Annotated in this window: 15 protein-coding genes; 11 read left to right on the top strand and 4 right to left on the bottom strand. The window is 28.9% G+C overall.

Features of this window, described 5'->3' with window-relative positions; all coding sequences use genetic code 11:
- Window positions 1-33: 33 nt before the first annotated feature.
- The 8 genes from GPX08_RS05280 (at window position 34) to GPX08_RS05315 (ending at window position 8,180) form a co-directional block, all read left to right on the top strand.
- Complete coding sequence (locus GPX08_RS05280) at window positions 34-1,239, top strand: glutamyl-tRNA reductase (protein WP_156625796.1); 1,206 nt, start codon at window positions 34-36, stop codon at window positions 1,237-1,239.
- Window positions 1,197-1,865, top strand: a complete 669-nt coding sequence (locus GPX08_RS05285; protein ID WP_156625797.1) for an NAD(P)-dependent oxidoreductase — start codon at window positions 1,197-1,199, stop codon at window positions 1,863-1,865. The genes GPX08_RS05280 and GPX08_RS05285 overlap by 43 nt, the downstream gene beginning before the upstream one ends.
- A 10-nt stretch (window positions 1,866-1,875) precedes the next feature.
- Window positions 1,876-2,754: a hydroxymethylbilane synthase gene (hemC, locus tag GPX08_RS05290; RefSeq protein ID WP_156625798.1), complete on the top strand. Its 879-nt coding sequence runs from the start codon at window positions 1,876-1,878 to the stop codon at window positions 2,752-2,754.
- A 2-nt stretch (window positions 2,755-2,756) separates the two neighbouring features.
- Complete coding sequence (gene cobA / locus GPX08_RS05295; RefSeq protein WP_156625799.1) at window positions 2,757-4,253, top strand: uroporphyrinogen-III C-methyltransferase; 1,497 nt, start codon at window positions 2,757-2,759, stop codon at window positions 4,251-4,253.
- Window positions 4,246-5,214: a porphobilinogen synthase gene (hemB, locus tag GPX08_RS05300; protein ID WP_156625965.1), complete on the top strand. Its 969-nt coding sequence runs from the start codon at window positions 4,246-4,248 to the stop codon at window positions 5,212-5,214. Before cobA ends, hemB begins: the two co-directional genes overlap by 8 nt.
- Before the next feature lie 2 nt (window positions 5,215-5,216).
- Window positions 5,217-6,497 carry a glutamate-1-semialdehyde 2,1-aminomutase gene (gene hemL, locus GPX08_RS05305; protein WP_156625800.1) on the top strand — a complete coding sequence of 427 codons (1,281 nt, stop codon included), beginning with the start codon at window positions 5,217-5,219 and terminating at the stop codon, window positions 6,495-6,497.
- A gap of 10 nt (window positions 6,498-6,507) precedes the next feature.
- Window positions 6,508-7,293 (top strand): cobalt chelatase, encoded by a 786-nt coding sequence (locus GPX08_RS05310; protein ID WP_156625801.1) that lies wholly within the window; start codon window positions 6,508-6,510, stop codon window positions 7,291-7,293.
- A 107-nt stretch (window positions 7,294-7,400) separates the two neighbouring features.
- Window positions 7,401-8,180 (top strand): nitrite transporter NirC, encoded by a 780-nt coding sequence (locus GPX08_RS05315; protein WP_156625802.1) that lies wholly within the window; start codon window positions 7,401-7,403, stop codon window positions 8,178-8,180.
- 194 nt (window positions 8,181-8,374) lie between these two features.
- Here GPX08_RS05315 and GPX08_RS05320 read toward each other — a convergent pair whose 3' ends face one another.
- Complete coding sequence (locus GPX08_RS05320; protein WP_156625803.1) at window positions 8,375-9,397, bottom strand: branched-chain amino acid aminotransferase; 1,023 nt, start codon at window positions 9,395-9,397, stop codon at window positions 8,375-8,377.
- A gap of 165 nt (window positions 9,398-9,562) precedes the next feature.
- Between GPX08_RS05320 and GPX08_RS05325 the strand changes: the two genes are divergently transcribed.
- Complete coding sequence (locus GPX08_RS05325) at window positions 9,563-9,940, top strand: reactive intermediate/imine deaminase (RefSeq protein ID WP_156625804.1); 378 nt, start codon at window positions 9,563-9,565, stop codon at window positions 9,938-9,940.
- A 209-nt stretch (window positions 9,941-10,149) separates the two neighbouring features.
- Here GPX08_RS05325 and GPX08_RS05330 read toward each other — a convergent pair whose 3' ends face one another.
- From GPX08_RS05330 to GPX08_RS05340, 3 genes are all read right to left on the bottom strand, one after another.
- Window positions 10,150-10,938: an ABC transporter permease subunit gene (locus GPX08_RS05330; protein WP_156625805.1), complete on the bottom strand. Its 789-nt coding sequence runs from the start codon at window positions 10,936-10,938 to the stop codon at window positions 10,150-10,152.
- Window positions 10,931-11,698, bottom strand: coding sequence for an ATP-binding cassette domain-containing protein (locus tag GPX08_RS05335; RefSeq protein ID WP_156625806.1), 768 nt, complete (start codon window positions 11,696-11,698; stop codon window positions 10,931-10,933). The genes GPX08_RS05330 and GPX08_RS05335 overlap by 8 nt, the downstream gene beginning before the upstream one ends.
- A 218-nt stretch (window positions 11,699-11,916) precedes the next feature.
- Window positions 11,917-12,945 (bottom strand): ABC transporter substrate-binding protein, encoded by a 1,029-nt coding sequence (locus GPX08_RS05340; RefSeq protein ID WP_156625807.1) that lies wholly within the window; start codon window positions 12,943-12,945, stop codon window positions 11,917-11,919.
- A gap of 210 nt (window positions 12,946-13,155) precedes the next feature.
- Here GPX08_RS05340 and GPX08_RS05345 point away from each other — a divergent pair, with 210 nt between their 5' ends.
- Together GPX08_RS05345 and GPX08_RS05350 are read left to right on the top strand one after the other, a co-directional pair.
- Window positions 13,156-14,256 (top strand): diguanylate cyclase, encoded by a 1,101-nt coding sequence (locus GPX08_RS05345; protein ID WP_156625808.1) that lies wholly within the window; start codon window positions 13,156-13,158, stop codon window positions 14,254-14,256.
- Window positions 14,257-14,632: 376 nt separating this feature from the next.
- Complete coding sequence (locus GPX08_RS05350) at window positions 14,633-14,986, top strand: CidA/LrgA family protein (RefSeq protein WP_156625809.1); 354 nt, start codon at window positions 14,633-14,635, stop codon at window positions 14,984-14,986.
- The last annotated feature ends 6 nt before the right edge of the window (window positions 14,987-14,992 follow it).

Here is a 14,992-nt window from a genome sequence, read left to right on the forward strand (position 1 = left end):
TATAATAGTATAATTTTATTTTAGGAGAAAAGTATGATTACACTTTTAGGGATTAAAAAAAATACTGGCGTTGAAATAAGAGAAAAATTATCTTTAGCTCCTAAGAAGAAGATAGAATATCTTTTGGAGCTTAAAGAATATTTTAATGAAGTAGTTATTTTAAGTACTTGTAATAGAACTGAAGTTTATATTAATAGTAAATACAATATTTCAGAAATAAAAGAAATAATTTTTAAGACATTTAAATGGGATACTAATTTAATGGAGAGTTGTTTCTGCTTAGAAGAGGAAAAAACTATACGACATCTTATGGAGGTAGTATGTGGATTTCATTCTAAGATACTTGGAGAAGATCAAATCTTAGGACAAATAAAAGAAGCATATAGTATATCTATTGAATATGGGTGTGTTAGCCATGAACTTCAAAGGCTATTCCAAGAAGCAATTACTTGTGGTAAGAAATTTAGGACTGAGGGAAAGCTTTATGAAATTCCAGTTTCCTCAGCTTCAATAGCAGTGAATGAAGCAATTAAAAATAATGCAAAGGACATTATGATTATTGGTTATGGTGAAGTAGGAAGCTTAGCTTTAAAATATACTTTATCTAATAATATAGAATCAGTTGCTTTAGTAGTTAGAAAACCAGAAAATGTTAAAGATATAGATGATAATAGAGTAAAGATTATGACTTATGAAGAAGGAAGGGATATAATAAATAATATGGATTCAGTTATATCCTGTACTTCAGCCCCTCATTTAATTATTGAGAGAAAACATATTAAGGATAGCGGAAAGAATCTTATAATTTTTGATTTAGCATTACCAAGGGATGTAGAAAAATCTATAGGTAATATAAGTCGAGTAAGGCTATATGATATAGATGAAATAAGTTCTATGGATGATGAAAATAAGGAACTTAGAAAAGAGAGAATGATTGAAAATAAAAAGATTATAGATGAATATGTTGAAGAATATATTGCATGGAAGAGTCTAAGAGAAATATCAGGAATAATAAAAGGTTTTAAAGATGAAGGAAATAGAGTAATTAAAGAAAGAGAAGTTACTTTAAATAATAAATTTAATAATGAAAGACAAATTGAGCTTGCTAAAATGCTTATAAAAAGCACATCAGATTATTATGTAAATAGGGCGATAAAGGTTTTAAAAGAAGAAGAGTTAAAAGGATATGGAGAAGAATGTGCAAGGATATTAAAGAAGATATTTCTAGAGAGGATATAAATTATACATATCTAGCTACTAATTCTAAGAAATTAAGAATTGGAATAGTTGGTGGAGGAAGAGCTGGGTTTATAAAGGCTAAAAGTTTTTTTCAAAGAGGTAGTTACGTAGAAGTGCTGTCTTTAGAATTTATAGAAGATTTTAATTCTTTAGTAAATATTAATTTAATAAAAAGTAATTACTATAGAGAATTTATAAAGGATAAACATGTAATAGTTATTGCAACTAATGATAAAGAGTTAAACTTAACTATTAAAAATAATTGTGAAGAAGAGTTTAAATTATACATATTTGCTGAAGATTATAAGAAGAGTTTAGCAGTAACCCCGGTTCAGCGAAATTTAAACAATATTACTTTTGCAGTTAATACAAAAAACTCTAATCCTAAAGGAGCACTAATGCTATCTGATAGAATGCTTGAAATAGCGAGAGAATATGATGACTTTATTTCATATTCATCTATAATTAGAAAAAATGTAAAAGATATTGTAGAAGTTAAAAAAGAAATAATTAATTTTGTATGTAGTGAAGATTTTAAATATATTTATGAAAAGGAAAAGGATAAATTAGTTTTAGAAATGTTTTTTGGAAGAGATGTGTTAAATAAAATATTTAAAGATTTATAGGAGATATTTTATGGAAATAATTATAGCAACAAGAAAAAGTAAATTAGCTCAAATTCAAGCAGATAAGGTTATAGATCTTATTAAAGAAAAAAATAATATTGATTCAAAGAAGCTATTAGTAGTAACAGAGGGAGATAAGAGGTTGGATGTTACATTAGATAAGATAGGTGGTAAAGGGTTATTTGTTAAAGAGATAGAATATGCACTTTTAAATAAGGAAGCTCATGCAGCTGTGCATAGTATGAAAGACGTACCTTTTATGCTACCAGAAGGATTTGAAATAGTAGCAATACCTGAGAGGGAAGACATAAGAGATGCATTTATATCTAAAGATAATATTCCTTTTGAAGAGTTAAAACCTGGAGCTGTAATTGGGACTAGTAGCATTAGAAGAGCAGCTATGCTGAGAAATTTAAGAAATGATATAAATATAGTTCCTATAAGAGGAAATGTTCAAACTAGGCTTGAAAAGATGAAAAATGAAAATATGGATGGAATTATTTTAGCTGCAGCAGGACTAAAAAGACTAGGATTAGAAAGTATTATATGCAATTATTTTGATCCTAAAATTTTCTTGCCAGCAATAGGTCAAGGTGCATTAGGAATAGAAGCATTAAAAAATGGAGAATATAATGCCTATTTAAAAAAGTTAGATAATAGGGAAGTAAGAATAGCTGTAGAAGCAGAAAGAAGTTTTATGAAGGAACTTAATGGTGGATGCCATAGCGTAATTGGAATTTATTCAGAAATTAAAAATAATGATTTATATTTACTTGGAACTTTTGATGTGGGGAATGGAAATATAGTTAAGAAAGATATAGTTGGTGATATTAATAGCTATAAGGAGCTTGGTATTAGTCTAGCTGAAAAGATAATGAAAGGACTTTAAAGATGAGTAAGGTTTATATTATTGGTACAGGACCAGGAGATGAGGAATTATTAACTATTAAGGCTTGTGAGTCTTTAAAAAAGTGTACAGCTGTACTTTATGATAGATTAGTATCAAATAATATTTTAAATTATTTAAATGATGATTGTGAAATTTACTATTGTGGAAAAGAGCCAGGATCACATTATAAAACTCAAGAAGAAATAAATAATATGTTAGTGAAACTAGCTAAAGATGGTCATATAGTAGGTAGAGTAAAAGGTGGAGATCCTTATGTCTTTGGAAGAGGAGGGGAAGAGGTATTATCTTTAATAGAAGAAGATATTGATTTCGAAGTAATACCAGGAGTGACATCTCCAATTTCAGTATTGAATTATGGGGGAATACCTATAACTCAAAGGAATATGGCGCAAAGTTTTCATATAGTAACAGGTATGACTGCCTCTGAAGAAAAGATAAATTGGGAAGCTTTATCAAAGGAAAAAGGTACATTAGTATTTATGATGGGATTTAATAACTTACCTTTTATAGTTGAAAGATTAATTAAAAATGGAAAACCTGAAGATTCTAAGGCTGCAATTATAATGAGAGGAACTTCTTCTAAGCAAAAAAAAGTAGTTGGAACTTTAAAGAATATAGAAGAAAAAGCCTTAAAGGCTAATTTATCTTCACCATGCATTATAGTAGTAGGTGAGGTGGTTTCACTTAATGATAAGTTAAATTGGTATGAAAAAAAGCCTCTTTTTGGGGCTAATATATGCGTAACTCGTTCAAGAGAACAATCATCAAATTTAAAAAAGAAGTTAAGAAATCTTGGAGCTGAAGTTACAGAAATAAATTCTATTAAAATAAAAGATACTAAAGAAAATTTAAATAAAGTAAAAGAAAAGCTGAGTGATTATGATCATATAATATTAACTTCTGTAAATGGAGTTAATATGTTTTTTAATTATTTAGTAGAAAGTAGAATTGATATTAGAAGTATAAAAGGTAAATTTTCGGTGATTGGAAAGGCTAGCAAGAATGCACTTGAAAGTAGAGGAATTCAAGCTTTTATTATGGCTAGAGAGTTTGTTGGAGAAGGTTTATTTAAAGATTTGTCGCCTTACTTGAATAAAGGAGAAAAAGTCCTTATTCCATGCTCTTCTCAAAGTAGGAGTTATTTAAAAGATGAAATTGAAGGATTAGGTTTAGAAGTAGATAGAGTACATACTTATGATACTATTTGTGGTGAAGTAAAAAATAATAGAGCTTTTGAAGAAGTAGACTTTGTATTATATACAAGTCCAAGCACTGTAAATAATATGATAAGTATATTTGGGGTAGAAAAAATTAAAGAAAAATATAATATTGCGATAGGGCCACAAACCTTTAAAGCTTTAAAAGAAAATAATATAGATAGTTATATTTGCAAGAAGCATTCAGAAGAAGGCTTTTTAAATGAAATAATGGATATATACAAAACATTTAAGGAAGGCAAAGGTGAAAGTAATGATTAATAGGGGAAGAAGACTAAGAGCTAATTCAGCGATTAGAGATTTGGTTAGAGAAAATGCATTAACTTCGAAGGATTTTATTTTCCCGATATTTGTAGTAGAAGGTGAAAATATTAAAGAAGAAATATCTTCTATGAAGGGTAATTATCATTGGTCAATAGATAGGTTAGATGAAATTATAAAGGAAGTAGTAGATTTAGGTATTAGAGGGATAATACTATTTGGGATTCCTGAATCTAAAGATGATTGTGGAACTGAAAGTTATAATGAAGATGGGATAGTTCAAAAGGCAATAAGAAAAGTTAGAGAAATAGCTAGCGACCTTTATATTATTGCTGATGTTTGTATGTGTCAATATACAAGTCATGGACATTGTGGAATATTAAAAGGTAATGAAGTGGATAATGACAGTACTTTAGAAGTATTAGCTAAAATTTCTGTATCATATGCTAAGGCTGGAGCACATATGGTAGCCCCTTCAGATATGATGGATGGCAGAATAGGATATATTAGAGAAGCTTTAGATAAAAAGAATTATAAAGATGTAGCTATAATGAGTTATGCTGCTAAGTATTCATCAGCATTTTATGGGCCTTTTAGAGAAGCGGCTCATTCAGCTCCTCAGTTTGGAGATAGAAAAACTTATCAAATGGATGCTGGTAACTCAACAGAAGCATTAAAAGAAATTAAGTGGGATATAGAAGAGGGAGCAGATATAATTATGGTGAAGCCGGCTATGTCTTATTTAGATATTATAGCTAGGGCTAAAGAAATAGTAGATGTCCCTATTTGTGCATATAACGTAAGTGGAGAATTTGCTATGGTAAAATCAGCGGCTTCTTTAGGGTTAATTGATGAAAAGGCTGTAGCTTTAGAAATGTTACTTTCTATGAAAAGAGCTGGGGCAGATCTTATAATAACTTATTTTGCTTTAGATGCTGTTAGATGGCTAAGGGAGGAATAGAGATGAAAAATGAAGTAGTATTTCATGAGTCAATAAAATATATGCCAGGAGGAGTTAATTCACCAGTAAGAGCTTTTAAGAATACTTCTATAACACCACCAATTATAAAAAGAGGAAAAGGATCAATAATAGTAGATGAAGAAGGAAAAGAATATGTTGACTTTGTATTAGCTTGGGGACCGATGTTCCTTGGGCATTGTGATGAGGATGTAGTAAAAAGTATTTCTGAAACATCAAGAAATGCTATTGCATTTGGAGCACCTACAGAACTCGAATTAAAAATGGCTAAGTTCTTATGCAAAAACTTAGATAATATAGAAATGGTTAGGATGGTTAACTCAGGTACAGAGGCTACTATGAGTGCGATTAAGCTTGCAAGAGGATATACTAAAAAGAATAAAATTATCAAATTTGCAGGATGTTATCATGGACATTTTGATGGGTTCTTAGTAGAAGCAGGATCAGGGGTACTAACTAATGGGATACCAGGTTCTTTAGGAGTTCCAGAAGATAGTATAAAAAATACATTAATTGCTAAGTATAATGATAAGGAAAGCATTAAAGAATTATTTAAGAATTATGGTGAAGATATTGCAGGAGTAATAATTGAACCTGTGGCTGGAAACATGGGTGTAATTAAAGCAGAAGAGGACTTTATGATTCTTTTAAGAGAACTTTGTGATAAATATAATTCATTATTGATATTTGATGAAGTTATGACAGGATTTAGAGTAGCTTTTGAAGGAGCGCAAAAATTGTTCTCTATAAAACCTGATTTAGCTACATACGCTAAGATTATTGGAGGCGGCTTGCCTTGTGGAGCGTATGGTGGTAGAAAAGAAATAATGGAATGCCTATCTCCACTTGGTGAAGTATATCAAGCAGGTACTATGTCAGGTAATCCAGTAGTAATGGCTGCTGGTTTAGCAACCTTAAAGAAAATAAAAGAAAACAAAGAAGAATACTACTCAAAGATAGAAGAGCTTGGGAAATATTTAGAGGATGGTGTTAAAGAAGTAGCTAAAGAGAAAAACATTCCTGTAACTATAAATAGATATGGTGGGATGATGACTATTTTCTTTACTACATTAGAAAAAGTAAAAACATATGAAGATGTTAAGACTTGTGATGAAAATATTTTTAAGAAGTATTTAAATCATATGATTGAGAGTGGAATTAATATACCACCATCTCAATATGAAGCGTTATTTCTAAGTATTGCCCACACGAAAGATGACATTAATAAATTCTTAAAGGCCTTCAAAAATTTTGAAATTAAGTAGAGGGAGTTTTATGTCAAAGGCAATTATTATAGTTTCTTTTGGAACTGCAAATTTAGAGGGATTAAAGGTTTTAGAAGATTTTGAAGCAGAGGTAGCAACAAAGTTTTCAAAAAACTATTGTGTTTGTAAAGCCTTTACCTCTAGTGTTATTACGAATATATTATTTAATAAGTATGGGAAAGTAGTACCGAGATTAGAGGAAGTACTATTTAAATTAAGCAATGAAAAATATAAAGAAATATATATTCAGCCTCTTCATATTATAGGTGGAGATGAATATAATTCAATAGAAAAAACTATAAAGAAATATGATTATTCATTTAGTAAGATAAGTTTTGGTGAAGCCTTAATTAGTAATAAGCATGAAGAGGCAGAATATAGTTGCAACTTAATAACAGATGCAATTAAGAAAAATATTAAAAACGAAGAAAATATAGTATTGATAGGACATGGATCACAATCAGTGAATTTTGAAGTTTACAATTCTTTGAAAAGTGATTTTAAGGGAAAAGGATATAAAAATATTTATATCGGTACCTTAGAAGGCGAAGTGAGAAAAGAAGATATATTAAAGGAATTAATTAATGATAATATTAAAGAAGTAACTATTATTCCTATATTAATGTTACCTGGCAATCATATTGTAAAAGATATATTGGGAGAAAAAAACTCATGGAAGTCTTTATTTAAAAGTGAAGATATTAAAGTTAATTATGTAGAAAAGTCCTTATTACAATATACAGAGGTAAGAGAGCATTATATTCATAAGATAGAGAAATCTATATATGGTAAATAAATATTAAATGAAAACCAAAGTTTTATTTGCAAAACTTTGGTTTTCATTGTAAAATAGCAAAGGATAAAATAATTGTTAAAAAGTTGACAAAATGTGGGGGTATCATCATGTATAGTAAGGAAATTCATAATTTAGCCCATTCAGCAGAAGTGAAAAGTAATCTCTTTAAAAGAAGTATTAGCAGATACTTAGTAAGTGCAGCATTAGGTAGTTTATTTGTTAGCTTAGGAATTATGCTAATATATACTATTGGTGGAATAATGCATCATAATGGTGTAGATACTTACAAGATTTTAATGGGAGCATCTTTTGGAGTAGCATTAAGCCTAGTACTTATGGCTGGTGGAGATTTATTTACAAGTAATGCTATGATAATGACTATGGGAGCATTAGAAAAAACAGTAACTTGGATAGATGCTTTAAAAATATGGATTGCAAGTTGGATTGGAAATATCCTTGGGGGAATAATAGGAGCAGTTCTATTTGTCCAAGCTGGATTAACATCTGGAAAAAGTGATTATATAGGTGAGTTTATAGTAAGTAATGCTTATAGCAAAATAAATACTCCAGTTAATGAACTTTTAATTAAAGGTATTCTTTGTAATATTTTAGTATGTTTAGCTGTATGGATGTGCTATAAGTTAAAAGAAGAAACAGCAAAGATACTAATGATATTTTGGTGCTTATTTACCTTTATAACAGCTGGATTTGAACATAGTGTAGCTAATATGAGCTTTTTAGCTATGGGATACTTAGTAGATCCATCAACTATTACTTTAGGTGGATATGCATATAACATAATTTTTGTATCTCTTGGAAACTTTATAGGTGGAGTATTATTCTTAGCTTTACCATACTACTTTATAACAAGTGAAAAGAAGAATTAAGGTTAAGATTAAGAATGAAAAATGAATAATGTAGAATGCAGGAAAAAACTCCCTAGGAGTTTTGAAAAAAGAGTTTTTAGTAATTCTTGATGTATTACATATATAATTATAAATTATCAATTGTCAATTTTTATTTATTAATTGTTAGTTGTTAATTTAAAGTATAAAAAAAAGTTGCCGAAAGGCAACTTTTTTTATACTTCAAATATCCATCCTTCAGGAGCTTCAATATCTCCCCATTGGATTCCGCAAAGGATTCTATAAAGTTCTTTAATTACTGGACCAACTTCTTTTTCGCTATGGAAAACATGAAGTTCATTTTTATATTCGATTCCGCCGATTGGTGTGATTACAGCAGCTGTACCACAAGCACCAGCTTCTTTAAATTCATCTAAATTATCAACATAAACATCTCTTTCATATACAGGCATTTTTAAATAATCCCTTGCTATATCCATTAGAGAATACTTAGTTATACTTGGTAGAATTGATGGTGATTTTGGTGTTACAAATTCATTATTTTTAGTAATACCAAAGAAATTAGCAGCACCAACTTCTTCTATCTTAGTATGAGTTGCAGGATCTAAATAAATACAATCTGCAAATCCTCTTTCTGCAGCAATTAAGTGTGGTTGCAATGAAGCAGCATAGTTTCCGCCGACTTTATTTCCACCTGTTCCTTGAGGAGCAGCTCTATCATAATCAGCTATCATAAAGTTGCAAGGTGCAAGACCTTCTTTAAAATAAGGACCAACAGGTACTGCAAATACACTAAATATATATTCTGGTGCAGGTTTAACCCCTATGTTATCTCCAACACCTATCATAAAAGGTCTTAAGTATAATGTTGCTCCAGAGCCATATGGTGGAACAAAATGTTCATTTGCTCTAACAACTTGCTTACAAGCATCTATAAATTTTTCAACAGGTACTTCAGGCATAAGAAGTTTTTTGTTACTGTTATTCATTCTTTTAGCGTTTCTATCAACTCTAAATAATTGAATTTTCCCATCCTTTCTTCTATATGCTTTTAGTCCCTCAAAGCATTGTTGACCATAGTGAAGTGCAGTTGAGGCTTCGCTAATAGTTAACATATTATCTTCTGTAAGTTTTCCTTCGTCCCATTTACCATCTTTCCAAACTGATATATACCTATAATCAGTCTTAATATAATTAAAACCAAGGTTACTCCAATCAATATTAACATCTTTACTCATAAAAATTACCTCCCTCATGGTTTTTATATTATTATTATTTTAGCACTTCTTACAAAAATAATAAACTTTTTATTAAAAATTACTAAAAAAATTAATAAATATTGAAGTTTTAGTAAAAAAAATATATAGTTAACTTATAAATTATCAATTAAAGGAAGTGGAGAAATGAATAAAGTAATAGTTTCAACTAAAAATGCACCTTCTGCAATAGGACCTTATTCACAAGGAATAAAAATTGGAGATATGGTATTTACATCTGGACAAATTCCAGTAAATCCAGCAACTGGAGAAATAGTAACTGAAATTAAGGCTGCAACTAAACAATCATTAGAAAATGTTAAGGCTATACTAGAAGAAGCAGGAAGTAGCTTAGATAAGGTTGTAAAGGTAGTAGTATTTATTAAGGATATGAATGATTTTGCAGCAGTTAATGAAGTATATGCAGAATATTTCTCAGATAATAAACCAGCAAGAAGTTGTGTTGAGGTGGCAAGATTACCTAAAGATTGTCTAATAGAAATTGAAGCAATTGCTACTGTGTAGTAATAAAATGTAAAGTATTTTAAAATGAAAAAATGGAGATAATGAAAGAATTAAAAAATGAAGGAAGAGGTTTTGCTATGCAAAACCTCCTTTGTTTTAAAGATTACCTTAAAAAAATCTGTAAAGATTTTTTATATGCATTCTTTCATTTTTTAATTTTTTCACTCTTTCATTAATAAAATGCTTCGCATTTTATGACATTTGTGGAATTAATTTATCTTTTTCAATCCTTCTTCTAATTTTGCAACAGCTATATACATAATAAAAGCAATTACTGAAAGAATAACTATACTCATCATAACCATATCTAATTGTGAGATTTGTCCACCATAAACTATTAAGAATCCAAGTCCACTTCTTGCCACTAAGAATTCTCCCATAATTACACCTACCCAAGATAAACCTACATTTATTTTTAAGGCTGAAATTATCACTTGAATATTAGCAGGAATCACTAAGTATCTTAAGGTTTGGAATTTAGATGCTTTTAAGGTTTCCATAAGCTTGAGTTTACCCTTATCTACTTCATTAAATCCTGTTAATACAGTAATTATTGTTGTAACGATAGATATTAATAGCGCTATAGTTATAATTGCAGTTATTCCATTACCTACCCAGAAGATAATTATTGGTGCAAGAGCAACCTTTGGAAGAGCATTTAGAACTACTAAATAAGGCTCCAAAACTCTTGAAACAAAAGGGAAGGACCATAAAATAATAGCAATTAAAGCTCCTAGGAAGGTTCCTAAAGTAAAGCCTAGAATAGTTTCATAGCAGGTTATTAATATGTGTTTTAATAAAGTTCCTTCTTTAATAAAGTCCATTAATGAATTTACTATTCTACTAGGACTTGAAGTTAAAAATGCATCTAGGATTTTTAAGTCAGCGAGAATTTCCCATAAAGCAATGAATAGTATTAATAATCCAACTCTAAAGAGGGCAACTTTTATTGTATCTTTTTTTACTTTCTTTATATATTCTAAATGCTCTTTACTCATTTAATTCATCAAGCTCCTTCCATAGTAAATTAAAATATTCATTAAACTCAGGTTCTTTTCTTCTTTGGAAAGGAGTAGCTTCTTTATTCATAAATTTTATTTTTACATCTAGCTTTAATGTTGCGGGTCTCTTCGTTAATACTATTATTCTGTCAGAAGTAGCAATGGCTTCACCTAAATCATGGGTAACCATTATAGCTGTTTTACCTTCCTTTTTTATTATTCCCTTAACATCATCACAGACCTTTAATCTAGTTTGATAGTCTAGAGCGGAGAAGGGTTCATCTAATAACAAAACCTCTGGATTTAGGGCTAAAGTTCTTATTAATGCAACTCTTTGCCTCATACCACCTGATAATTCAGTAGGTTTATGGTTTACAAATCTATCTAGCTGATAATTTTTTAGTAGATTATCGGCATTAGAAATATTATCTTTAGTATCAATTTTTTTTATTTTTAAACCTAATAATACATTACTTCTTACAGATAACCATTCAAATAAATAATCCTTTTGAAACATGTAGCCCATTTTATCTAATCTATTTTTAACTGTATTATCATTATATATTATTTCGCCCTTTGAAGGCTTAAGAAGACCGCTTATTATATTTAAAAGTGTTGATTTTCCGCAGCCAGAAGGACCAATTATACTTATAAATTCTCCTTCTTTTATTGAAAAATTTAAGTTTTCGATTGCTTTTGTTTCTGCTTTTAGTGAATGGTAAGTCAAACTTACATTTGATATTTCAATTAAGCTCAAAATATTACCTCCTTTCGTTATGTAAACTCTTAATTATAATTAGGAGGATAATACAAGTAAAAATTTATATCTATGATTTTTTAGTAGGGCTTAATAAATGATTTTTATTAAAGTAAATCAATACATAAGTGGTAAATTTTTTTGTTTTTAAGTTTAGGCTGTCGCACAAACATATTCATTACTAATTTTTCATTGTGGACAGCCCCATAGAGAGAAACTTAGTTGGATTCCATTGCTTTTTCAGCGAATCCGTTATTAACTATTTTTTCAAAGGAAGGTCTACTTGGTAATAATGTTTTGTCATAATTTTCAATAACATCCATTAATCTATTTAAGTCTTCTTCTTCAATAGTTGGTTTTGTAGCAATTGCATCGATTGATCTATAGTTCTTAACTACAGAAATAATAATGTCTCTATCAGTTCCAGGGAAGAAAGATGATATAGAATCAGCCACTTCTTCATCACTATGTGACTCTACCCATTTTTGTCCTTTATAAATGGCATTAGTGAAGTGTTGAATTATTTCAGGGTTTTCATCCATATAAGATTTAGTTGAATAAAACCCTGTATAAGCTATATTACCAACAGATTCACCAATAGAAGCTACTATTTTTCCACTTCCTTCTTTTTCAAGCATGGAAGCTGTAGGTTCAAATAATGTTACGTACTCACCAGTTCCTGCTTTAAAGGCACCTGAAGTAGCAGTGTAGTCTATATTAGTTACCAGGTTAACATCTGTTTTTGGATCTAATCCATTTAGTTTTAATGCATATTCAAAAGCCATTTGTGGAACCCCACCAGGTCTTCCACCGATAATTTCTGCACCTTTTAAATCTGTCCATTTAAAATCATCTTTAGCTTCTCTTCCTACTAAGAAAGAACCATCAGTTTGAGTTAATTGAGCAAAAAGAATTGGATAATCCTCTCTACCTTGATTGTTAATGTATATTACTTGTTCAGGACCAGAAAAACCAATGTCAGCATTTTTACTTAAAACTTGTTGCATTGTCTTATCAGCACCTTGTCCAGTTGACAAATCAATTTCAAGGCCTTCTTCTTCAAAGAATCCTTCATTTATTGCAACATACATAGGAGCATAAAATACTGATCTTACTACTTCGTTTAATCTTATTTTTGTTAATTCTTTAGGTTCCTCTTCTGTTGGTTTACTGCAGGCAATAAAGCTTAAGGTTGTTACACCAATTAAAGCTATAATAGAAGCAATTTTTACTAATTTGCTTTTCATTTGAACCTCCATATCATTTAGTCCATGTTTTATAATATGACTTCCTATCAGATTTTGTTAAATAATACTAGATTATAACGGAAAAGATTTAATTTTACTGTTGGAATGTGGTTTGACATAAATGTATATATAATTTATAAATATATTGTAGAAAATATAAATAGTGAAAATAAATTTAAATAAATCAATCATTAAAAATAGGAGAAGATAATGGTATTAAGTTTTTTTCAAAATGCATGTATTCTCATTACATTTTTAAGTATAATCCAGCATTTTGCTAGGGATAAGAATATTTTTGAGAAGATGTCAATAAACAAAAGGATTATTGTGGGGATTTATAGTGGTATATTAGGCGTAATATTAATGATTAATACTGTACCATTTGTGAATGGAGTTATTATTGATTTTAGATATGTACCAATTTTGTTAAGTGCCCTTTATTGTGGATATTTACCTTCAATTATTTCTTCGATTATAATAGGAATTTTTCGTCTTTTATTTTTTGGAATTTCAACTTCTTCGATATTTGGATTAATAAGTGCATTACTACTAGGATTTGGATTTGGATTTATTTCCTCATTAAAGGTATCAAGAAGAATTAAATATTTTTACGGAATGCTTATAGTTAGTGCGGTATCAATAGTTTCTTTAGCTATAATATTAGAAGACTTAACATTGATTTTTAAATCATTGATAATGATTATAGGAGGATATTTAATTGTTACTTATTTTTCAATTAAATATACGGACTACATAATTGAAATAATTAATATTTATCAAAAGTTAAAGAAAGAAGCTACAAAAGATTATTTAACTGGATTAAATAATGTAAGACAATTTTATGAGAGTTTTAAGAAAATTTCTAGTCTGACTATACGCAAAGGTGATAAACTATCTATTTTGCTTATAGATGTTGATTACTTTAAAAATATAAATGACACATATGGTCATGATGCAGGTGATACCATTCTAAAAGAGTTAGCAAAGATTTTTATTGACACCTGTAGAGATTATGATGTTATATCTAGAATGGGAGGAGAAGAGTTCTCCATTTTATTATTAAATTGCCCAAAGCTCAAAGCCTTTAAAATTGCAGAGAAAATAAGAAAGAAGGCTGAAAATACTGATTTTTATATTTCAGATAATAAAGCTATTAAAATAACAATTTCCATTGGAATATCATCATACCCTGAGCTGACAAATAAAATAGATAATTTAATTAAAGATGCTGATACTGCTTTATATGAGGCGAAAAATAGTGGCAGAAATAGAGTTGTGATAATAAATGAAAAAAATCTTAAGGATTTTTAAATATAGTATTAATATAGATATAGGATAGGTAGTAATAAATTACTACTATATCCTATATTTTTTCTTGTATATTTATTGTAACTATATAAGCTATAATAAAATCTTTATATTTTATCAAGTAAGTCCATATAAAAAATATTTTAGGCAGGTAATTACCCAATGAAATTATATAGAAGTTAAAAAAATCGCGGCTTTTAATTGATGAAATTTAATTTGAGAATTATTTTTATTTATAATAGCAAAGTAATAAAATGTATATTAAGAATTTAACTAAATAATATTGAGAAATATAATTAATTTTGAAAAGGTTTAATGGATTTACATATCTTTTTATTAGTGATAAATTATAATTTAGATAGTTAAGGAGGATAATAAAATGAAGATTTTTAGAGAGGCAATATTAATCCTCGGTATATATTTAATTGGAGAGGTTATTTCCAAAGGATTTTCACTTCCTTTACCAGGAAATATATTAGGAATGATAATTTTATTATTATTATTAATGACTAAAGTTATTAAAGTAGAAAAAATAGAAAGTGTATCAAATTTCTTTCTAGATCACTTAGCTTTCTTCTTTATACCAGCAGGTGTTGGATTAATTTCATCATTTGACTTAATTAAAGCTAACCTTATACCAATTTTAGTACTATGTATCGTGACAACAGCAATAGTTATAGTGGTAACGGGGACTGTAGTACAGTTAGTTATTAAGGCTAAAAAGGGAAAGTAAGAAAGG

The organism is Clostridium tertium (genome assembly GCF_902652255.1).
In the GTDB taxonomy this organism is placed as follows: Bacteria; Bacillota; Clostridia; order Clostridiales; family Clostridiaceae; genus Clostridium; species Clostridium tertium_A.

What these genes read in the sequence shown, in the direction of transcription:
- hemB (WP_156625965.1), top strand. Translation starts at nt 4,246, where the DNA reads ATGATTAATAGGGGAAGAAGACTAAGAGCTAATTCAGCGATTAGAGAT.
- GPX08_RS05340 (WP_156625807.1), bottom strand. Translation starts at nt 12,945, where the DNA reads ATGAAAAGCAAATTAGTAAAAATTGCTTCTATTATAGCTTTAATTGGT.
- cobA (WP_156625799.1), top strand. Translation starts at nt 2,757, where the DNA reads ATGAGTAAGGTTTATATTATTGGTACAGGACCAGGAGATGAGGAATTA.
- GPX08_RS05330 (WP_156625805.1), bottom strand. Translation starts at nt 10,938, where the DNA reads ATGAGTAAAGAGCATTTAGAATATATAAAGAAAGTAAAAAAAGATACA.
- GPX08_RS05315 (WP_156625802.1), top strand. Translation starts at nt 7,401, where the DNA reads ATGTATAGTAAGGAAATTCATAATTTAGCCCATTCAGCAGAAGTGAAA.
- GPX08_RS05350 (WP_156625809.1), top strand. Translation starts at nt 14,633, where the DNA reads ATGAAGATTTTTAGAGAGGCAATATTAATCCTCGGTATATATTTAATT.
- GPX08_RS05325 (WP_156625804.1), top strand. Translation starts at nt 9,563, where the DNA reads ATGAATAAAGTAATAGTTTCAACTAAAAATGCACCTTCTGCAATAGGA.
- hemC (WP_156625798.1), top strand. Translation starts at nt 1,876, where the DNA reads ATGGAAATAATTATAGCAACAAGAAAAAGTAAATTAGCTCAAATTCAA.
- GPX08_RS05320 (WP_156625803.1), bottom strand. Translation starts at nt 9,397, where the DNA reads ATGAGTAAAGATGTTAATATTGATTGGAGTAACCTTGGTTTTAATTAT.
- GPX08_RS05285 (WP_156625797.1), top strand. Translation starts at nt 1,197, where the DNA reads ATGTGCAAGGATATTAAAGAAGATATTTCTAGAGAGGATATAAATTAT.
- GPX08_RS05310 (WP_156625801.1), top strand. Translation starts at nt 6,508, where the DNA reads ATGTCAAAGGCAATTATTATAGTTTCTTTTGGAACTGCAAATTTAGAG.
- hemL (WP_156625800.1), top strand. Translation starts at nt 5,217, where the DNA reads ATGAAAAATGAAGTAGTATTTCATGAGTCAATAAAATATATGCCAGGA.
- GPX08_RS05280 (WP_156625796.1), top strand. Translation starts at nt 34, where the DNA reads ATGATTACACTTTTAGGGATTAAAAAAAATACTGGCGTTGAAATAAGA.
- GPX08_RS05345 (WP_156625808.1), top strand. Translation starts at nt 13,156, where the DNA reads ATGGTATTAAGTTTTTTTCAAAATGCATGTATTCTCATTACATTTTTA.